The organism is Klebsiella sp. 141153 (assembly GCF_032601995.1).
Classification (GTDB): domain Bacteria; phylum Pseudomonadota; class Gammaproteobacteria; order Enterobacterales; family Enterobacteriaceae; genus Klebsiella; species Klebsiella aerogenes.
This window is the reverse complement of sequence record NZ_JAQIRJ010000003.1, coordinates 207,994-228,031: the sequence shown is the minus strand read 5'-3', so window position 1 is coordinate 228,031 and position 20,038 is coordinate 207,994. Positions and strand designations below refer to the sequence as shown.

The window sequence follows — 20,038 nt, the reverse complement described above, 5'->3', positions numbered from 1 at the left end:
TCGAACCCGCACAACACTCTACCAGCGCCAGGTTTTGCCTGGCGTAATCACCGCCGGCAGCGGGACATCCCACTGTTCGCTCGGCAGGGTATCCACCTGCTGGCAGTCGTGGGCGTAGCCTACCGGCTGCAGGCGATACTGCCGCCAGTTCTGTAAGGTACGATCGTAGAAGCCGCCGCCCATCCCCAGACGTTGACCGCTGGCATCGAAGGCGACCAGCGGGGTAATCAGCACATCGAGCTCGGCAAGCGGCAGGACGTCGCGCACGTCGAGCTTTGGTTCATAAATCTTCAGGCGATTGAAAATCAGCTGGCTTTGCGGATGATAATGCAAAAACAGCAGATTACTGGGGCTAAACGGATGCAGTACCGGCAGATAAACCCGCTTGCCCGCCCGCCACAATTGCTCGATCAGCGGTTGGGTATCCAGCTCGCCGTCGAAGGAGAGGAACAGCGCCACGGTATGAGCGAGTACGACGGGCGGATACGCCATCATTCGCTCAGCGGCCTGCAGGGCGAAGCGCTGCTGCTGTTCAGCGCTAAGCGCGCGTCTACGCTCGCGGATCTGTTGGCGAATTTGCTGTCTGGAGAGCGGGATATCGGGCTGTATAGTCATGCTGGTCTCATTACGAGCAGGCGAAACGATACGGGAAAGTGTAATACAGGGCGGCACAGGCCGAAAACAACGTTGAGGGGATAATGCGAACTTAAGAAGGGAATCTCCGAGATGCCGCCGCAGGCTGTAACCCTTGAACCCTTGGTTCAAGGTGAATGCGTCGTCACAGTTTTAAGGCTTCTCGGGCGAACCGAGCATGCTCACCAACCGTGGAGCGCCACATTCTTGTGGTATGAAATATCGGCTCAGGGGACTGGCCCGCTTGCAAACATCTCAGAGAAATTTTGTTCTTGCGATTACTCTAACACAGTTAACGACAAAGTGTTATTCAAACTTCGACCCCGGTCTTTCGCTTATGCGACCTTGCTCAAGCAATGCCTGTTCGATGGTCTGCTGAAGCATGCGAATGCGCTGTTCCATACTGGAGGCGTAGTCGCGGGTCTTCGCTTTTTCCTGAGTCAACTCATAGCTGATGTTCAACGCGGCGATGAAGACCAGCTGCTCAGTATTTGTGACTCTAGTGCGTTCTTTTAAATCTTGCAACCGCTGATTAAGGTCTTCAGCTGCCTGATTCAGGGCATCCCTTTGTTCAGGCGGGCAATTCACTCGCAGTGAACGGCCAAAAATTTGGAGATCTACGGGTTGTGCAGACATGCCACCTTCCTGCTGATTGACTGCGCTGCCTTCACATCCGAGCCCGGTTCTGCGAAGGGGCGACACTATAGCTACCCTGGTGCGGGGACACAAGCCCTTTTCTGGTTCACCAGGGTCCAAAGTGGTAGCATATCATGAATATTCCTCCCAACGATGACGAATGCGCATGTCTATACAGAACGAAATGCCTGGTTACAACGATGTAGACCAGTTACTGAACCAACAAGGGGTGGGATTAACCCCGGCCGAAATGCACGGTTTGATAAGCGGCATCCTCTGCGGCGGCAACACCGACAGCAGCTGGCAGCCGCTGGTGCATGACCTGACCAACGAAGGCCTTGCCTTTGGTCATGAACTGGCCCAGGCGCTGCGTAGCATGCATTCCGCCACCAGCGACTCGCTGGAAGATGACGGTTTTCTGTTCCAGCTGTATATGCCGGAAGGCGACAACGTCAGCGTTTTCGACCGCGCCGACGCGCTGGCGGGCTGGGTTAACCATTTCCTGCTCGGCCTTGGCGTGACCCAGCCGAAGCTGGATAAAGTGAAGGATGAGACCGGCGAAGCCATCGACGATCTGCGTAACATTGCGCAACTCGGCTACGACGAAGATGAAGACCAGGAAGAGCTGGAGATGTCTCTCGAAGAGATTATCGAGTACGTACGCGTCGCCGCGTTACTGTGCCACGATACCTTCGCGCGCCAACAGCCAACCGCACCGGAAGTACGCAAGCCAACGTTACACTAAATAAAAACGACATTCAGGGGGCGTCATGACACAGCAGGAGTTTCTTTCTCGTCGCCAGGCATTATTGGCGCAGATGCAGCCGGGCAGCGCGGCGCTGATTTTTGCCGCGCCGGAAGCGGTACGCAGCGCAGATTCGGAATATCCCTACCGGCAGAACAGCGATTTTTGGTACTTCACCGGCTTCAATGAACCGGAAGCGCTGCTGGTGCTGATCAAAAGCGATGAAACGCACAACCATAGCGTGCTGTTTAACCGCGTTCGCGATCTGACGGCGGAAATCTGGTTTGGCCGCCGTCTGGGGCAGGATGCCGCGCCGGGCAAACTCGGCGTCGATCGCGCGCTGGCGTTTAGCGAAATCAACCAGCAGCTGTATCAACTGCTCAACGGCCTGGACGCTATCTATTTTGCCCAGGGCGAATATGCCTATGCCGATGAAATTGTGTTTAACGCCCTCGAAAAACTGCGTAAAGGTTCACGTCAGAACCTGCAGGCGCCGAACTCCGTCATCGACTGGCGGCCTGTAGTGCATGAAATGCGCCTGTTTAAATCCGCGGAAGAGCTGGAAGTAATGCGCCGGGCCGGCGAAATTTCCGCCCTTGCCCATACCCGGGCGATGGAAAAATGCCGCCCGGGGATGTTCGAATATCAGCTGGAAGGCGAAATTCTCCACGAATTCAACCGCCACGGCGCGCGTTTCCCGTCTTATAACACCATCGTTGGCGGCGGCGAAAACGCCTGCATCCTGCACTACACCGAAAACGAATCCGAACTGCGTGATGGCGATTTAGTGCTGATTGACGCCGGCTGTGAATACCGCGGCTATGCGGGCGATATCACCCGTACCTTCCCGGTTAACGGTAAATTCAGCAAACCGCAGCGTGAAATCTACGACATTGTGCTGGAATCGCTGGAAACCGCGCTGGAGCTGTATCGTCCGGGTACCTCCATTTATGAGGTTAATCAGGAAGTGGTGCGCACTATGATTACCGGCCTGGTGCGGCTGGGGATCCTGAAAGGCGAGATTGACGAGCTTATCGCCAACAACGCCCACCGCCCGTACTTTATGCATGGCCTGAGCCACTGGTTGGGTCTGGATGTGCACGATGTCGGTAATTACGACACCGACCGTTCGCGCGTGCTGGAACCGGGAATGGTGCTGACCGTCGAGCCGGGGCTGTATATCGCCGCCGACGCCGACGTACCGGCGCAGTATCGCGGCATCGGCATTCGTATTGAAGATGACATCGTGATTACCGAAGATGGCAACGAAAATCTCACCGCCAGCGTGGTGAAGAAGGCGGATGAGATCGAGGCGCTGATGGCGGCGGCGCGCCAGTCATGAGCGTGCTGATTGTCGGCGGCGGGATGACCGGTGCGACGCTCGCGCTGGCCATCTCCCGTTTGACCGGCGGTGCGCTGCCGGTTCATCTGATTGAAGCGCAGGATCCGGCGTCGTCACGCCACCCAGGTTTTGACGATCGGGCGATTGCCCTGGCTGCTGGCACCTGCCAGCAGCTGGCGCGCATCGGTATCTGGCAGAACCTTGCTAAACGAGCGACGCCTATCCAGCGGGTACACGTCAGCGACCGCGGCCATGCCGGTTTTGTAAACCTGGCGGCGGCCGATTACGGCCTGTCGGCGCTGGGGCAGGTGGTTGAACTCCACGATGTCGGCCAGCGGCTGTTTAGCCTGCTGCGCGAGGCGCCGGGCGTCACCCTGCACTGTCCGGCGAAAGTGGAAGCGGTCAACCGCAGCCAGGACAGCGTCAGCCTCACCCTTGATAGCGGCGAAACCATCAACGGTAAGCTGCTGGTGGCGGCAGATGGTTCGCGTTCGTCGCTGGGCGCGCGCTGCGGCATTAGCTGGCAGCAGCAGCCCTATGAGCAACTGGCGATTATCGCCAACGTTAGCACCGCGTTGCCGCACGAAGGCCGCGCCTTCGAGCGCTTTACCGAGCATGGTCCGCTGGCGATGCTGCCGATGTCGCAAGGGCGCTGTTCGCTGGTGTGGTGCCATCCGCAGTCGCGGCGCGACGAGGTGCTGAGCTGGTCTGACGAACGTTTTTGCCAGCAATTACAGCAGGCGTTCGGCTGGCGGCTGGGGCGCATTACCCATGCCGGTAAGCGTAGCGTCTATCCGCTGGCGTTAACTACCGCTATCCGTTCGGTGTCGCACCGTCTGGCGCTGGTCGGCAATGCGGCGCAGACATTGCACCCGATCGCCGGGCAGGGCTTTAATCTCGGCCTGCGCGACGTGATGAGCCTGGCTGAACTGCTTGCCGACGCCCACGCGGTCGGCGAGGATGTGGGCAATTATTCTCTGCTGTGTCGCTACCAGGCGCGGCGAGCGGATGATAAAGCCGCCACCATCGGCGTGACCGATGGGCTGGTGCATCTCTTTGCCAACCGTTGGGCGCCGCTGGTGGCGGGGCGCAACGTCGGGCTGATGGCGATGGAATTATTTACCCCGGCGCGCGATGCGCTGGCGCAGCGTACCCTCGGTTGGGTTCCCCGTTAAGGAGTAGAACGTGCAAAGTGTTGATGTTGCCATTGTTGGCGGCGGAATGGTGGGACTGGCGGTGGCCTGTGGTTTACAGGGCTGCGGCCTGCGCGTCGCGGTGCTGGAACAAGCGGCGCCGCAGCCTCTTGACGCCGATGCGCCGCCGGCGCTGCGCGTTTCGGCAATCAATGCCGCCAGCGAAAAGCTGCTGACTAAACTGGATGTCTGGAGTGAGATCATCTCCCAGCGCGCCAGCTGTTATCACGGCATGGAAGTGTGGGACAAAGATAGCTTTGGCCGCATTAGCTTCGATGACCAGAGCATGGGCTTTAGCCATCTGGGCCATATTATTGAAAATGCCGTGGTGCATCACGCGCTGTGGCAAAAAGCGCAGCGCTGCGCTGACGTCACCCTGCTGGCGCCTGCGCAGCTGCAGCAGGTGGCGTGGGGCGAAAACGAAGCCTTCCTGAGCCTGCAGGACGGCAGCATGTTGACCGCGCGGCTGGTGGTCGGCGCCGATGGCGCCAATTCGTGGCTGCGCAATAAAGCCGATATTCCGCTGACCTTCTGGGACTATCGCCATCATGCGCTGGTGGCGACGATACGTACCTCCGAGCCGCATCAGGCGGTGGCGCGTCAGGCGTTCCACGGTGAAGGCATTCTGGCCTTCCTGCCGCTTAGCGATCCGCATCTGTGCTCGATCGTCTGGTCGCTGTCGCCGGAAGAGGCGCAGCGGATGCAGCAGGCCGATGCAGCCGCGTTTAATCAGGCGCTGAACATCGCTTTTGATAATCGCCTTGGCCTTTGCCAGCTTGAAAGCGAACGGCAGGTTTTCCCGCTGACCGGACGCTACGCGCGTCAGTTCGCCGCCCATCGTCTGGCGCTGGTTGGCGATGCCGCCCACACTATTCATCCGCTGGCCGGGCAGGGGGTGAACCTTGGCTTTATGGACGCCGCCGAGCTTATCGACGAGCTGAAGCGCCTGCACGCGCAGGGTAAAGATATCGGTCAGCATTTGTACCTGCGCCGCTATGAGCGCAGCCGCAAGCATAGCGCCGCGCTGATGCTGGCGGGTATGCAGGGATTCCGCGAAATGTTCTCCGGCAGCCATCCGGCGAAGAAATTCCTCCGCGACATGGGGCTCAAACTGGCCGATTCGCTGCCTGGCGTAAAACCGCAGCTGATTCGTCAGGCGATGGGCCTCAACGATCTCCCCGCCTGGTTACGTTAACCCCGTCACACTTCTTTTACCCGGCCTGCGCGCCGGGTTTTCTCCCTCATTTGAAATATTCTAATTTCACCTCTTTTTTCGCATTAGTTTTATTAATGCGCTCTTTTTTTTGTTAAAGAAATTAGGCCCATAAAATCGCATAAAACACCATCATCACCTGACTGGTTTGCTCATTATGTTAATTTTATGTGGCATAAATCGCTTTTTTCCAGTCAATAACTCTGTAGGCTTTTCGGCGCGCTTTGGTCATAAGCTAATGTGATGTCCTGATTTACCTTATGGTTTAGCACCGGGTTCGGTGGTAAGTTCAGGCAAAAGAGAACGTTTGCGTCGGCGTCCGTAAGTGATGCCGTCGCCGGATTTCGTGGCGCAAAATCGCCGACAATATCGTGGCTGGTTCCGTTTTATTCGATGAGGAAAAGATGGCTCAACAGACTCCGTTGTATGAACAACACACGCTGTGCGGCGCTCGCATGGTGGATTTCCATGGCTGGATGATGCCGCTGCATTACGGGTCCCAGATTGATGAGCACCACGCGGTGCGCGGCGATGCAGGGATGTTCGATGTGTCGCATATGACCATCGTCGATTTCCACGGCAGCCGGATCAGAGAGTTCTTGCGCTATTTGCTGGCAAACGATGTGGCGAAGCTTACCACGCCAGGCAAAGCCCTCTACACCGGCATGCTAACCGCTTCCGCTGGCGTCATCGATGACCTGATTGTTTATTTCCTTTCTGAAGATTATTTCCGCCTCGTTGTTAACTCCGCCACTCGTGAAAAAGACCTCGCCTGGATTTCCGAACAAGCCGAACCTTACGGTCTTGAAATGACCGTTCGCGACGATCTGTCGCTGATCGCGGTGCAGGGTCCGCAGGCGAAAGCGAAGGCGGCGACGCTGTTCACCGACGCTCAGCGCCAGGCCGTGGAAGGCATGAAGCCGTTCTTCGGCGTACAGGCCGGTGACCTGTTTATCGCCACCACCGGTTATACCGGCGAAGCGGGTTATGAAATCGCTATGCCGAACGAGCAGGCGGCGGATTTCTGGCGCGGTCTGCTGGACGCCGGCGTTAAGCCGTGTGGTCTTGGCGCGCGCGACACCCTGCGCCTGGAAGCCGGGATGAACCTGTACGGCCAGGAGATGGACGAAGGCGTCTCGCCGCTGGCGGCGAACATGGGCTGGACTATCGCCTGGGAGCCCGCCGATCGTAACTTCATCGGCCGCGAAGCGCTGGAAATGCAGCGCGAAAAAGGCACCGAGCAGTTGGTTGGCCTGGTGATGACCGAGAAAGGCGTCCTGCGCGGCGGCCTGCCGGTACGTTTTACCGATAGCGACGGTAATCAAAAAGAAGGCATTATCACCAGCGGCACCTTCTCGCCGACGCTGGGCTACAGCATCGCGCTGGCTCGCGTGCCGGCCGGGATTGGCGACACCGCGGTGGTGCAAATTCGTAACCGTGAAATGCCGGTAAAAGTGACTAAACCTGGTTTTGTACGCAATGGCAAAGCCATTGTGTGATTTCCCTTTTTTGGAGATGAATTGATGAGCAACGTACCAGCAGAACTGAAATACAGCAAAGAACACGAGTGGCTGCGTAAAGAAGCGGACGGCACCTATACCGTTGGGATCACCGAGCACGCGCAGGAGCTGCTTGGCGACATGGTTTTCGTTGACCTGCCGGAAGTGGGCGCCACCGTTGAAGCGGGCGCCGATTGCGCCGTTGCCGAATCCGTGAAAGCGGCTTCCGATATCTACGCGCCGATTAGCGGTGAAATCGTTGCCGTCAACGAAGAGCTGAACGACTCTCCGGAACTGGTCAACAGCGACCCGTATACCGACGGCTGGATCTTCAAAATCAAAGCCAGCGACGAAGCGCAGGTTGCCGCGCTGCTGGATGCGACCGCCTATGAAGCTCTGTTAGAAGACGAGTAAGCCTTTACCCTCTCCCCTGTGGGAGAGGGAAGGGTGAGGGGAACCGATAATACCCTCACCCCAGCCCTCTCCCAAAAGGAGAGGGAGAAAACACATTCACCGCACGTTTCAGGAACCATCGCTCATGACTCAGACTTTAAGTCAGCTTGAAAACCGCGACGCCTTTATTGAACGTCACATTGGCTCGGACGCTCAGCAGCAGCAAGAGATGCTGAAGACCGTCGGCGCGGATTCGCTTAACGCCCTGATTGGCCAGATTGTGCCGCAGGATATCCAGCTGGCGACCCCACCGCAGGTGGGCGACGCGACTACCGAATTCGCCGCGCTGGCGGAGCTGAAGGCGATCGCCGGTCGCAACAAGCGCTTCAAGTCTTACATCGGCATGGGCTACACCGCCGTGCAGCTGCCGCCGGTCATTCAGCGCAACATGCTGGAAAACCCGGGTTGGTATACCGCCTACACCCCTTACCAGCCGGAAGTATCCCAGGGCCGTCTGGAATCGCTGCTCAACTTCCAGCAGGTCACTCTGGATCTGACCGGGTTGGATATCGCTTCCGCTTCGCTGCTTGATGAAGCCACCGCCGCCGCCGAAGCAATGGCGATGGCCAAACGCGTGAGCAAACTGAAGAACGCCAACCGCTTCTTCGTTGCCGCCGACGTCCATCCGCAAACCCTGGACGTGGTTCGCACCCGCGCGGAAACTTTCGGCTTCGACGTGATTGTCGATGACGCCGACAAAGTGCTCGATCACCAGGATGTCTTTGGCGTGCTGCTGCAGCAGGTTGGCACCACCGGTGAAATCCACGATTACAGTAAACTTATCGCCGAGCTGAAAGCGCGCAAAGTGATTGTCAGCGTCGCCGCTGACTTTATGGCGCTGGTGCTGCTGACGGCGCCGGGCAAGCAGGGCGCCGATATTGTCTTCGGTTCCGCGCAACGTTTCGGCGTGCCGATGGGCTATGGCGGCCCGCACGCGGCCTTCTTCGCGGCGAAAGATGAATTCAAACGCTCCATGCCGGGCCGTATTATCGGCGTATCGAAAGATGCGGCGGGTAATACCGCGCTGCGCATGGCGATGCAGACTCGCGAGCAGCACATCCGCCGCGAGAAAGCGAACTCCAACATTTGTACCTCGCAGGTCCTGCTGGCCAACATCGCCAGCCTGTACGCGGTTTTCCACGGCCCGGCGGGCCTGAAACGTATCGCTGGCCGCATTCATCGCCTGACCGACATTCTGGCCGACGGCCTGCAGAAGAAAGGGCTGAAGCTGCGCCATGCGCACTACTTCGACACCCTTTGCGTCGAAGTGGCGGATAAAGCCGCGGTGCTGGCGCGTGCCGAAGCGCTGCAGATTAACCTGCGTAGCGATATTCACGGCGCGGTTGGCATTACGCTCGATGAAGCGACCACCCGCGAAGATGTGCTGAATCTGTTCCGCGCCATCGTTGGCGACGATCACGGTCTGGATATCGATACCCTGGATAAAGACGTGGCGCTGGATAGCCGTTCGATCCCGGCGGCGATGCTGCGCGACGATGCGATCCTCACCCATCCGGTGTTTAACCGCTACCATAGCGAAACCGAGATGATGCGCTACATGCACGCGCTGGAGCGTAAAGATCTGGCGCTGAACCAGGCAATGATCCCGCTGGGATCCTGCACCATGAAACTGAACGCCGCGGCGGAGATGATCCCGATCACCTGGCCGGAATTTGCCGAGCTGCACCCGTTCTGCCCGGTTGAGCAGGCGGAAGGTTATCATCAGATGATCGCCCAGCTTTCTGACTGGCTGGTGAAACTGACCGGCTATGACGCCGTCTGTATGCAGCCGAACTCCGGCGCGCAGGGCGAGTATGCTGGCCTGCTGGCGATTCGCCACTATCACGAGAGCCGCAACGAAGGCCATCGCGATATCTGCCTGATCCCAAGCTCCGCGCACGGCACCAACCCGGCATCCGCGCAGATGGCGGGTATGCAGGTGGTGGTGGTTGCCTGCGATAAAAACGGCAACATCGATCTTGCCGATCTGCGTGAAAAAGCAGAGCAGGCAGGGGTGAATCTCTCCTGCATCATGGTCACCTATCCGTCGACCCACGGCGTGTATGAAGAGACCATCCGTGAAGTATGCGAGATAGTGCATCAGTTCGGCGGCCAGGTTTACCTCGACGGCGCCAACATGAACGCCCAGGTCGGGATCACTTCTCCGGGCTTTATCGGCGCAGACGTTTCGCACCTTAACCTGCATAAAACCTTCTGCATTCCGCACGGCGGCGGCGGCCCGGGTATGGGTCCTATCGGTGTGAAAGCGCACCTGGCGCCGTTTGTACCGGGCCACAGCGTGGTACAGATTGAAGGCATGCTGACCCGTCAGGGCGCGGTTTCCGCCGCGCCGTTCGGCAGCGCTTCCATCCTGCCGATCAGCTGGATGTATATCCGCATGATGGGCGCGGAAGGACTGAAACAGGCGAGCCAGAACGCGATTCTCAACGCCAACTATATCGCTACTCGTCTGAAAGATGCTTATCCGGTGCTGTATACCGGCCGAGACGGTCGCGTGGCGCACGAATGTATTCTCGATATTCGTCCGCTGAAAGAAGAGACCGGCATTAGCGAGCTGGATATTGCTAAACGCCTGATCGACTTTGGTTTCCATGCGCCGACCATGTCCTTCCCGGTTGCCGGGACGCTGATGGTTGAGCCGACAGAATCGGAAAGCAAGGTAGAGCTGGACCGCTTTATTGACGCCATGCTGGCGATCCGCGCGGAAATCGATCGCGTTAAAGCCGGTGAATGGCCGCTGGAAGATAACCCGCTGGTGAACGCGCCGCACACCCAGGGCGAGCTGGTAAGCGAGTGGAACCATCCGTACAGCCGCGAGCTGGCGGTATTCCCGGCTGGGTTGCACAACAAGTACTGGCCAACGGTGAAACGCCTGGATGACGTGTACGGCGACCGTAACCTGTTCTGCTCCTGCGTCCCGATGAGCGAATACCAGTAAGTGGTGAATTAGCTAAACTTTTAAAGGCGCTGCGGCGCCTTTATTTTTTGGAGGGAAGGTATGGCGATAGCTCTGATTAGCGGCGCGAGCCGCGGCATAGGCCGGGCGACGGCGCTGCTGCTGGCGCAGGAAGGGTATACCGTCGCGGTTAATTATCATCACAACATTAAAGCCGCCACCGAAGTGGTCAATACCATTGTTGAATCTGGCGGCAAAGCCACGGCGCTGCGGGCCGATATCAGCGATGAAGCGCAGGTGATGGCGATGTTTGAGGCGGTTGACCGCATGGGCGAACCGCTGGCGGCGTTGGTCAACAATGCCGGGATCCTGTTTACCCAATGTACGGTAGAGAGCCTGAGCGCCGAGCGTATTAACCGCGTGCTGGCCACCAACGTCACCGGATACTTTCTTTGCTGTCGCGAGGCGGTAAAGCGCATGTCGCATCGACATGGCGGCAAGGGCGGGGCGAGAGTTAACGTTTCGTCGGCGGCGTCGCGCCTTGGCGCGCCGGGCGAGTACGTTGACTATGCCGCGTCGAAAGGGGCGGTAGATACCCTGACCACCGGGCTGGCGCTGGAGGTGGCGGCGCAGGGGATTCGGGTAAACGGCGTGCGTCCGGGGCTGATTTATACCGAGATGCACGCCTCCGGCGGCGAACCGGGACGCGTGGACCGGGTGAAAAGTTCGCTACCGATGCAGCGCGGCGGCCAGCCGGAAGAGGTCGCTCAGGCCATTGCCTGGCTGCTGAGCGACAAAGCGTCGTATGTGACGGGCAGTTTCCTCGAACTGGCGGGCGGTAAATAACCCGTAGATGTCTATTGCCCGGCGGCGCTTCGCTTGCCGGGTAACCTTCCCGGATGGCGGCTACGCCTTATCCGGGCTACCTAACGATGCGTACCCGTAGCCCGACGGTCTACCAGGAGGCCAGCCACAGCCTCAGGCGCATTCCCCAACTGCTGGTCCAGCCGGTGGTGACCGACTTCACCTCGCCTTGAGAAATGAACACCAGCGTTGGCGTCACCTGCACGCCCCACTGCCGCGCCAGCTGGCCGCTCGGATCATTCACCGTCGGCAGCGCCATTTTCTTCCTGGTCAGCCACTTCTCCAGCGTGGCGTTATCGCCGGAACGCAGGGCTACCGTCAGCACATTGCCGCCGTCGGCGGCAAGCGATGCCACCGACGGCGTGGTATAGCGACAAACTCCGCACCAGGTCGCCCAGACGTACAGCAGCAGCGGCTTTTGCTGGCTCATAGCGTCCAGATCCAGCGTCCTGTCGTCGAGTGTCTGCAGCGATGTGGCGCTGAAGTTTTGCGGTAGTGCGGGCTGGCGAAAATAATCCACCGCCAGGCTCACCGCCGCGCCAATCAGCAGCCACACCGCCAGCTCGCGCAGCCAGCGCCTGATTTTACTGGCCACGGGCTTTCGCCAGCTGTTCTTTCACCAGCCCCTCCAGCTCATCAGCAGGGATTGCGCCGGCCACCATCTGATCGCCGATGATGGTCGCCGGGGTGCCCTGAATATTCAGCACCTGCGACAAAATCAGGTTCATTTTCAGCGAATCCATGGTCTTGTCATCAATATTCACGCTATCGGTGGCGGTTTTCTTCTGCGCGGCGGCGATGCTGGCGTCATCGTGATAGCCTTTTTTCGCCATCAGCCGCTGATGCAGCGCCCAGAACTTATCTGGCTGTTGACGCCAGGTGGAGAGCGCGGCTTTAGCGGCATTCACTGAACTTTGTCCTTTAAACGGCAGCAGCTTAACGATGAGCTGGATGTCCGGATTATCGTGGACGATTTTTTCCAGCATCGGATCAAACTGTTTGCAGTAAGGGCAGTTGTAATCGGTAAACGAGACGATCGTGAGCTTCGGCGCTTTCGCGCCGGTGCGCGGGCTGTTCGGATCGTTAAACAGCAGTTGGGCTAACTGGTCATTACCGTTCGATTGCGGTTCTTGCTCCGGGGCGGCGAAGCTGAAGGCCGATACGCACAGCAGCAATAAGGCGGTGATAGCTCTCATGTTATTTTCCTTTAGCGGCGGACAGGGTGGCGAGAAGTTGTTCGCGGTCTAACAGCGCAGGCAGAATCTGTCCCTGCGGCAATCCCGGTCCGTAAATCTGGTTAAACGGCACCGCGGCGCTGCCGCGAGCGGTTAAAAACTGACTAATGTCGGCGGAGGGGCGGCTCCAGTCGCCGCGTAAGGCGACCACATCTGGCGTTGATAGCGCCTGCTGGACGTCATCGCGCAGCAGCACGTTGTATTTATTGGCTTTACAGGTCACGCACCAGTCGGCGGTGACATCAATAAACACCCGCTTATGCTCTGCAAGGGCGCTGGCGATAGCCTGCTCGCTGAGCGGCTGCCAGTTAACCCGGTCGCGGCGCGGGCCCTGGCCGTCCTGTTGGGCGACAAAGACGACGGCGCCCGCCGCTACGATGGCCAGAGCGCCCGCGCGCAGCGCCGTACGCCAGCGGTAGCGCCAGGCGGTGGCCAGGAGCAGGACGATGGCCAGAATCACCAGCAGGGTAAGCACCGGCGTACGGCCGATGTGGATCGTCAGCAGGCTGGCCAGCCATAGCGCTGAGCCAAGCATCATCAACCCCAGCACCACCCGCAGATGATTCATCCAGCGACCCGGGCGAGGTAGACGTTGCGCCAGACCCGGCCAGGCGACGATAAGCAGCCACGGCAGGCTCATGCCGATCCCCATGGCGAAGAAAATACCCCACAGCAGCGGCAGCGGCGCCACCAGCGCCACTGAAACGGCGGTGCCGAGGAACGGCGCGGTACAGGGCGTCGCCAGCAGAGTGGCGAAGGCGCCCTGCCAGAAATGGCCCATTAAGCCGTTGCCGCCGCGGGTGGCGAGGAAGGTACTGGCGTTGGAGGAGAGACGGATTTCGAACAGCCCTAATAAACTGGCGCTGAACAGCACCATCACCAGCGCCATCGCGCCGATAAACCACGGGTTCTGGAACTGGATCCCCCAGCCGAGCGCCTGATTGCCTAAGCGTAGCGCGGTCATCATCAGCGCCAGCGCCAGGAAAGAGACAACGATCCCGCATACCGAGGCGAGGAACTGCCGCCGTACCGCGCCGCGTTCGCGACCTTCGGTTTGCACCAGCGAGCCGAGTTTCATCGCCAGCACCGGCAGCACGCACGGCATGACGTTGAGGATTAGCCCGCCGGCCAGCGCCATCAGCAGCACCCAGCCTAACGCCAGCCCCGGCGCGGCGCTGCCGGCGGCGATGGCGATATGGCTTTCCTGCGCCTGGCCGCTATCGGCCAGCACCAGCGACAGCGTTTTGCCGCTCAGGTCCGGCGCCGCTTCGCCCCAGCTATCGGTGACCGGTACGGTGGCGGTCAACGTATCGCCGTGGCTGGTAAAACTCGGCTTACCGAAATCGACATCCTCCATGCTGTCGATAAACAGCGCTGGCTGCTGCCAGCCGGCATCGCGGCGGGCGGTTACCGTCAGCTTACCGCTGACGTAGCTGGCGCTAAGCTCCGAGGTGAGACCGTCGCGCAGGGGCAGCGTGCCCATCGCGCGGGTGAAATCGTAATTAAAACGCTCCCCCGCCGGAGCCGTCATATCCAGCGAAAAGGGGTAGTCAGTGAGAATGCAGACATTGCTGCAGGTAGAGAGCGTCAGTACGCCGCTAAGCGTCGGCGGTATTTTGCCGCGCAGGGTCATCGGGAAGCTGACGTCGCCGTGATACCCCTGAGTGGAAATACCCGCGACGTCGAAGCGTTGCGGCGTCGGCCAACGCCAGTTAACCTCCAGCGGCGTGTGCCAGGCGATAGCCGGCGCGATGCCGCCTTCGCCCGGCGAACGCCAGTAGGTTTTCCAGCCCTTTTCCAGCGCTACGTCTAAAAGCAGGCGGGTGTCGCCATTGCTTTCGCTTTGCGCCCGCAGGCGCACGCTGGCGTGTTGATTGTCGGCGACGCGGAGCCAGCCGCTATCGGCAGCCTGGCTGACGGGCAGCCATAGCCAAAGCAGGCAGACCAGCAGTCGCCTGAATACCATAAACATAAATTTTCTCCGTAAGTAATAAATTAACCTGAGCTGTCAGGAGAATTAATCACTCACGGAAGACGCATAATCGTAGATGCACCCGCAATCGGGGGGGAGAAATGACGCGGGGAGGCCAGATACGCTCGATACGCGGCGGGATCGCCGCCAGCACCGCCAGCAGCAGGGCGATAGCGAGTAGCGCCCCTTCAAACAGCATCGGCGGAACGGCCATCAGCGACTTGGCGCTGAGTTCGCAGGGGGAGACCGGCGCCTCGGCATTATCCGGGCCAGGTTGGGCGGATTGGCTGGCGGCCGTGACGTTCATCACCAACGCATGCATCCCCGCCATTCTCTGGGCGGTGCAGATCAGCACCACCAGGCAGGCAAGGAGTACAAGAAGAATGGCTTTGCGTTGTCGCTTAATCATGGTCGCCTCAAATATTCACGAGGCCTATCTTATCGGGCGAACGCGTTTTAGCAATGGTAAAGCTGTAAAGAAGTGTCTGGCGGATAAGTGATTTGCCCCCTCCCGGCCGGGAGAGGGCGGTCAATTACAGATTCTCGCCGTTACTGGCGATGACTTCTTTGTACCAGTTAAAGCTCTTCTTGCGCGAGCGGGACATATCGCCGGTGCCGTCATCGTGTTTATTGACGTAGATGAAGCCGTAGCGTTTGCTGTACTGGCCGGTAGTGAAGGAGACGCAGTCGATGCAGCCCCAGGGGGTATAGCCCATCAGATCGACGCCGTCATAAGTCACCGCTTTAATCATCTCTTCGACGTGGGCGCGGAGATAATCGATGCGGTAGTCATCGTTGATGCTGCCGTCGGCTTCTACTTTATCGTAGGCGCCAAAGCCGTTTTCCACGATAAACAGCGGCTTCTGGTAGCGCTCATACAGTTCGCACAGGGCGTAACGCAGGCCAACCGGGTCAATCTGCCAGCCCCAGTCGGAGGCTTTCACGTGCGGGTTCGGCACGCTGCCTTCGAAGCCGGAAATGGCATCGCCGGTGCCGCCTTCGGCTTTCACCGCGTTGGTCATGTAGTAGCTGAAGCCGAGATAGGCGCAGGTGCCTTCACGCAGGATCTGCGCGTCGCCGTCTTCCATCTTGATGTTGAAGCCGCGGCGCTCCCATTCATTCAACACATAGCTCGGGTAGTAACCGCGTAGCTGGACATCGGTAAAGACATAGCGTTCGCGCATCGATTCCTGGGCGAACATGACATCTTCCGGTTTGCAGGAGTAAGGGTAGAGGGCGACCATCGCCAGCATGCAGCCGACCTGCATTTCCGGGTTGATACGACGCGCCGCTTTCACCGCCAGCGCGCTGGCGACGAACTGGTGATGCAGCACCTGGTACATGGTCTCTTCCGGGTTTTCATGCTCGGTATAGACCACGCCGGAGCAACAGTAGCCGAACAGCGGCGCGCGCCAGTTACGCTGGTTATTGATCTCGTTAAAGGTCATCCAGTATTTCACTTTGTGCTTATAGCGCTCAAAGACCACTTCGGCGAAGCGCACAAAGAAATCGACCACTTTGCGGTTGGTCCAACCGCCGTACTGCTGGACCAGATGCAGCGGCATTTCAAAGTGGGAAAGGGTGATTACCGGCTCGATGTTGTACTTCAGCAGTTCATCGAACATGTCATCGTAGAATTTCAGCCCTTCTTCATTCGGCTGAGTTTCGTCGCCCTGCGGGAAGATGCGGGTCCAGGCAATAGAGGTGCGGAAGCATTTGAAACCCATCTCGGCGAACAGTTTGATGTCTTCTTTGTAGTGGCCGTAAAAATCAACCGCTTCATGGTTAGGGTAATATTTACCCGCCTCGACCTGTTGGGTGATTTCGCGCGGCACGCCGTGCGCCCCGCCGGTCAACACATCGCAGATGCTGGGGCCTTTGCCGCCTTTATTCCAGCCGCCTTCAACCTGATGCGCGGCGACCGCGCCGCCCCACAAAAAGTCTTTGGGAAGAGTCAATTTTTTCATCTTTGCTAATCTCTATGAATCACTATTGCGATTGAGTCTAGCAAAGCGAAATTGAATGTCACGATATAACAAATCCCGCTAAAGGTAATATGTTACATCAAAAAAACAGGCTGTTACTTTTAGCCGATTTTGCGCGCTAATTTACGCCCCAGGGTTTCGAGAATATATATCACCGGGATCTGCGTTGTAATATCGTAAACGCCGCCGATGCGCGTTTGCGGCACGTGCCACGAGAGATTGAAATCAGCCAGTTTCGCCAGCCGCGAATGCTCATGGCTGGTAATCGACATCACCTTGCAGTGATGCAGGCTGAACTGGCTGGCAAAGCGAAGAATTTCTTCGGTTTCGCCGGAGACGGAAAGCACAATCGCCAGCGCGTTGCGGGCCATATCATTGGTGACCGGAAAATAAGGGTCGTCAATATGGTTGCTGAATTTCCCGACATTAGAAAAGAAGCGAGCGCCATATTTCGCCAGTGCGCCAGAGGTACCGGCGCCGACGAAAATAATACGCTCGGAGGAGAGAATAATATCGACGGCCTGTTCGAGCAATTCATCGAACTCGTCATTATTGACGCTTTTAAAAAAGCTCATTATTTCGCTGGCGCCGATATTTGCCTGTTGAGGCTCATTCTGCTCAAGATATAATTTAAAACGTACGCGAAATTCAGAGTAGCCCTCGCACTGCAGTTTGCGGCAGAAGCGCAACACGGTAGTGGTGGAGACCCCGGCGGCCTCGGCCAGTTCGCGAATAGTCATGTACATCACTTTGTCACGATTCTTAATGACGTAGTGGTAGACCATCATCTCAAGATTATTGAGACTGGCGACAGCGGCGTGGGAGAACATACTCACAGTGGCGAACTCACAATTCATAAAGACCAGGACGGAATTATACCATGCAGGCTAATGACATTACCTTTTTTCAGCGTTTTCAGGACGACATCCTCGCCGGGCGCAAAACGATCACCATTCGCGATGCGGCGGAGTCGCACTTTAAGCCCGGTGATGTGCTGCGCGTCGGACGTTATGAAGATGACGGCTACTTTTGCACTATCGCCGTTACCGCGACCTCGACGGTGACGCTCGACACGCTAACTGAACAGCATGCTCAACAAGAGAATATGACCCTCGAACAGCTGCGGCAGGTCATCAGGGAAATCTATCCTGCGGAAGATCGGTTTTATGTTATTGAATTCAAAAGCCTTTAAATAAAACCAGCACAGCTGTTAGTTGAAATATTCTTGTAACATTATGATTTTAATGTATTTACAAATATACATCGTTTTATTTTAGCTAACAGGTGTTCACTGGAATCATTCTCAGTTAACCTAAGTGGGCAATGAAAGCGTTCTTGTTTTCACGGAGTCAAAATATGGTTCGCAAACCATTAATCACTCAGGGATATTCTCTGGCAGAGGAAGTTGCCAACAGCATCAGTCACGGGATCGGGCTGGTGTTCGGTATTGTCGGCCTCGTGTTGCTGCTGGTGCAGGCGGTAGACACGAACGCCAGCGCGACGGCGATCACCAGCTACAGCCTGTACGGCGGCAGCATGATTATGCTGTTCCTCGCTTCCACGCTCTATCACGCTATCCCGCATCAGCGGGCGAAACAGTGGCTGAAGAAATTCGACCACTGCGCCATCTACTTGCTGATTGCCGGAACCTACACGCCATTTTTGCTGGTGGGATTGAATTCGCCGCTGGCAAAGGGGCTGATGATTGTTATCTGGAGCCTGGCCCTACTGGGGATCCTGTTTAAACTGACAATCGCGCACCGCTTTAAAATTTTGTCGCTGGTGACCTATCTGACGATGGGCTGGCTGTCGCTTATCGTGGTCTATCAACTGGCGGTGAAGCTGGCGGTGGGCGGGGTAACGCTGCTGGCGGTTGGCGGGGTGGTGTACTCGCTGGGGGTCATCTTCTACGTCTGCAAACGTATTCCTTATAACCATGCTATCTGGCACGGCTTCGTGCTCGGCGGCAGCGTGTGTCACTTCCTGGCGATTTATCTTTACGTCGGCCAGTCCTGATTTAACTTCCACGGTGGCGCTGCGCTTACCGTGGCGACGATATTCTGCGGCCTGGAAATTCCACGGTGGCGCTGCGCTTACCGTGGCTACGATATTCTGCAGGCTGGTAGCCCGGCTAAGGCGCAAGCGCCGCAAGCCGGGAACTGTTCTTAATCTTCTTCCAGCGAATACGGCAATGGTTTGATGCTCAGGCTGCCGGCATCGTCACGTACGCGGAACACGCTGTCCGGTTCCATATCGTTATTCATCACCACCTGGACCATCAGGCTTCCGTCATCCAACTGTACGGCTGCCAGCACCGTACCGGTGCGGCGCCAGTTGTCGCCCATTTTCAGCTCCAGATCTTCCCCGGCTTCCGGCACCCGGCTGGCAGTACCCGCCAGCGTCCACAGCGCGCGTTTATTGGCGCCGCGGAATTTCGCCCGGGCGACCATTTCCTGGCCGGTGTAGCAGCCTTTCTTAAAGCTGATTCCGCCCAGCGCCTGCAGGTTGGTCGCCTGCGGAATGAACTGCGCGCTGTTTACGCTGTCGATAACCGGCAGACCGGCCTCGATGTTCAGCGCCAGCCACTGCTGGCTGTTGTTAAGCTGCGCTTCGCCGCGCAGCGCGTCTGTCACCCGGTTGGCGGTGTCGGCATCGGTCACCAGTAGGAAGCGTTCGGCAGGATGTTCAAACCACAGCAGGCTGGTCACGCCTTCGGTGACCACCGGTTTACCAGCGTCCGGCAGCGCGGCGAACAATGGAGCCAGCGCGGCGCGCGCCTGGAAACCGGCCACGCCCAGCAGGACCAGATCGTCGTTTGCGGCGATGGTGACTTTGGAGAAGACGGCATATTTTTTCAGTTCGGTCAGCTGCGCTTCGCGCAGGCTGCGGCGCTCAATCCACGCGAAACCGCCGTCGCGGTGGAAGACGCGCAGGTTGCTCCACATTTTGCCTTTGGCATCACAGTGCGCGGCAAGCAGATGCTGATCGGCGGTTAAATGGCTGACATCGGCGGTGATCTGCCCCTGCAGATACTTCTCGCCATCCGGACCGGTAATCGTCGCCAGCGCCCAATCATCCAGCGTCATCAGCGTTAACGGCAGACGAGCGGAAGAAGAGGGCTGACGCGGAGGAAAAGGTGTAAAAGCCATAGTCATATCCTGAATAGCTTAACGCAGAGTGAATGACTAATGGTAAAAGAGCTATGGTGCAATGCAAGCGCTTTCGGCAAGCCATTTGTGCCCTCAGGATGCGGTGAATAGCCAACCGGATTTTGGGCTTTTATGGAATGCTGCTCGCACAAGGCGATATTACTGTAAAGTAAGTGCCTAAAAAGGGTTAAACTAAGCTATA

19 protein-coding genes and 1 other RNA gene are annotated in these 20,038 nt (G+C 58.0%); 10 read left to right on the top strand and 10 right to left on the bottom strand.

The window, feature by feature from the left end:
- Nucleotides 1–18 precede the first annotated feature (18 nt).
- The 3 genes from PGS10_RS06940 to zapA all read right to left on the bottom strand — a co-directional run bounded on the left by PGS10_RS06940 (nt 19) and on the right by zapA (nt 1,269).
- The gene (locus PGS10_RS06940; protein WP_316422633.1) at nt 19–615 is read right to left on the bottom strand and encodes a 5-formyltetrahydrofolate cyclo-ligase; all 597 of its coding nucleotides are present in this window, start codon (nt 613–615) and stop codon (nt 19–21) included.
- A 99-nt stretch (nt 616–714) separates the two neighbouring features.
- A non-coding RNA gene (gene ssrS, locus PGS10_RS06935) (6S RNA) lies at nt 715–898 on the bottom strand.
- 41 nt (nt 899–939) lie between these two features.
- Nucleotides 940–1,269, bottom strand: coding sequence for a cell division protein ZapA (gene zapA, locus PGS10_RS06930; protein ID WP_004205298.1), 330 nt, complete (start codon nt 1,267–1,269; stop codon nt 940–942).
- A gap of 166 nt (nt 1,270–1,435) precedes the next feature.
- Here zapA and PGS10_RS06925 point away from each other — a divergent pair, with 166 nt between their 5' ends.
- The 8 genes from PGS10_RS06925 to PGS10_RS06890 all read left to right on the top strand — a co-directional run bounded on the left by PGS10_RS06925 (nt 1,436) and on the right by PGS10_RS06890 (nt 11,477).
- On the top strand, nt 1,436–2,014 hold the full coding sequence (locus PGS10_RS06925; protein ID WP_015703432.1) for a YecA family protein: 579 nt from the start codon (nt 1,436–1,438) through the stop codon (nt 2,012–2,014).
- Nucleotides 2,015–2,039: 25 nt separating this feature from the next.
- Nucleotides 2,040–3,356 carry a Xaa-Pro aminopeptidase gene (pepP, locus tag PGS10_RS06920; RefSeq protein WP_316422632.1) on the top strand — a complete coding sequence of 439 codons (1,317 nt, stop codon included), beginning with the start codon at nt 2,040–2,042 and terminating at the stop codon, nt 3,354–3,356.
- Entirely contained in the window at nt 3,353–4,531 is a 1,179-nt protein-coding gene (gene ubiH, locus PGS10_RS06915; RefSeq protein ID WP_045392014.1) for a 2-octaprenyl-6-methoxyphenyl hydroxylase, read from the top strand. The genes pepP and ubiH overlap by 4 nt, the downstream gene beginning before the upstream one ends.
- A gap of 10 nt (nt 4,532–4,541) precedes the next feature.
- Nucleotides 4,542–5,744, top strand: a complete 1,203-nt coding sequence (gene ubiI, locus PGS10_RS06910; RefSeq protein ID WP_316422630.1) for an FAD-dependent 2-octaprenylphenol hydroxylase — start codon at nt 4,542–4,544, stop codon at nt 5,742–5,744.
- 422 nt (nt 5,745–6,166) lie between these two features.
- A complete protein-coding gene (gene gcvT / locus PGS10_RS06905) occupies nt 6,167–7,261 on the top strand; it encodes a glycine cleavage system aminomethyltransferase GcvT (protein ID WP_316422629.1) in 1,095 nt (364 codons plus the stop codon).
- Between the two features lie 24 nt (nt 7,262–7,285).
- On the top strand, nt 7,286–7,675 hold the full coding sequence (gene gcvH, locus PGS10_RS06900) for a glycine cleavage system protein GcvH (RefSeq protein WP_023290979.1): 390 nt from the start codon (nt 7,286–7,288) through the stop codon (nt 7,673–7,675).
- A 124-nt stretch (nt 7,676–7,799) separates the two neighbouring features.
- Nucleotides 7,800–10,673 carry an aminomethyl-transferring glycine dehydrogenase gene (gene gcvP, locus PGS10_RS06895; RefSeq protein WP_316422627.1) on the top strand — a complete coding sequence of 958 codons (2,874 nt, stop codon included), beginning with the start codon at nt 7,800–7,802 and terminating at the stop codon, nt 10,671–10,673.
- Nucleotides 10,674–10,733: 60 nt separating this feature from the next.
- Nucleotides 10,734–11,477 carry an SDR family oxidoreductase gene (locus tag PGS10_RS06890; protein ID WP_316422626.1) on the top strand — a complete coding sequence of 248 codons (744 nt, stop codon included), beginning with the start codon at nt 10,734–10,736 and terminating at the stop codon, nt 11,475–11,477.
- 109 nt (nt 11,478–11,586) lie between these two features.
- On the opposite strand, the gene PGS10_RS06885 is transcribed toward PGS10_RS06890, so the two are convergent.
- The 6 genes from PGS10_RS06885 to PGS10_RS06860 all read right to left on the bottom strand — a co-directional run bounded on the left by PGS10_RS06885 (nt 11,587) and on the right by PGS10_RS06860 (nt 17,517).
- Nucleotides 11,587–12,090 (bottom strand): protein disulfide oxidoreductase, encoded by a 504-nt coding sequence (locus tag PGS10_RS06885; RefSeq protein ID WP_316422624.1) that lies wholly within the window; start codon nt 12,088–12,090, stop codon nt 11,587–11,589.
- Nucleotides 12,080–12,691: a DsbA family protein gene (locus tag PGS10_RS06880; RefSeq protein WP_045392001.1), complete on the bottom strand. Its 612-nt coding sequence runs from the start codon at nt 12,689–12,691 to the stop codon at nt 12,080–12,082. The genes PGS10_RS06885 and PGS10_RS06880 overlap by 11 nt, the downstream gene beginning before the upstream one ends.
- Nucleotide 12,692: 1 nt before the next feature.
- A complete protein-coding gene (locus tag PGS10_RS06875) occupies nt 12,693–14,702 on the bottom strand; it encodes a protein-disulfide reductase DsbD family protein (protein WP_316422622.1) in 2,010 nt (669 codons plus the stop codon).
- Nucleotides 14,703–14,751: 49 nt separating this feature from the next.
- Nucleotides 14,752–15,111: a copper resistance protein gene (locus PGS10_RS06870; protein WP_015369786.1), complete on the bottom strand. Its 360-nt coding sequence runs from the start codon at nt 15,109–15,111 to the stop codon at nt 14,752–14,754.
- Nucleotides 15,112–15,235: 124 nt separating this feature from the next.
- Nucleotides 15,236–16,669 carry a 6-phospho-beta-glucosidase BglA gene (gene bglA / locus PGS10_RS06865; protein ID WP_032712496.1) on the bottom strand — a complete coding sequence of 478 codons (1,434 nt, stop codon included), beginning with the start codon at nt 16,667–16,669 and terminating at the stop codon, nt 15,236–15,238.
- Nucleotides 16,670–16,788: 119 nt separating this feature from the next.
- Nucleotides 16,789–17,517, bottom strand: a complete 729-nt coding sequence (locus PGS10_RS06860; protein WP_213316681.1) for a MurR/RpiR family transcriptional regulator — start codon at nt 17,515–17,517, stop codon at nt 16,789–16,791.
- 50 nt (nt 17,518–17,567) lie between these two features.
- Here PGS10_RS06860 and yqfB point away from each other — a divergent pair, with 50 nt between their 5' ends.
- Nucleotides 17,568–17,879 (top strand): N(4)-acetylcytidine aminohydrolase, encoded by a 312-nt coding sequence (gene yqfB, locus PGS10_RS06855; RefSeq protein ID WP_316422620.1) that lies wholly within the window; start codon nt 17,568–17,570, stop codon nt 17,877–17,879.
- A 164-nt stretch (nt 17,880–18,043) separates the two neighbouring features.
- Entirely contained in the window at nt 18,044–18,703 is a 660-nt protein-coding gene (trhA, locus tag PGS10_RS06850) for a PAQR family membrane homeostasis protein TrhA (protein ID WP_008806429.1), read from the top strand.
- A gap of 149 nt (nt 18,704–18,852) precedes the next feature.
- On the opposite strand, the gene ygfZ is transcribed toward trhA, so the two are convergent.
- A complete protein-coding gene (ygfZ, locus tag PGS10_RS06845; protein WP_015369790.1) occupies nt 18,853–19,836 on the bottom strand; it encodes a tRNA-modifying protein YgfZ in 984 nt (327 codons plus the stop codon).
- Nucleotides 19,837–20,038: the final 202 nt, after the last annotated feature.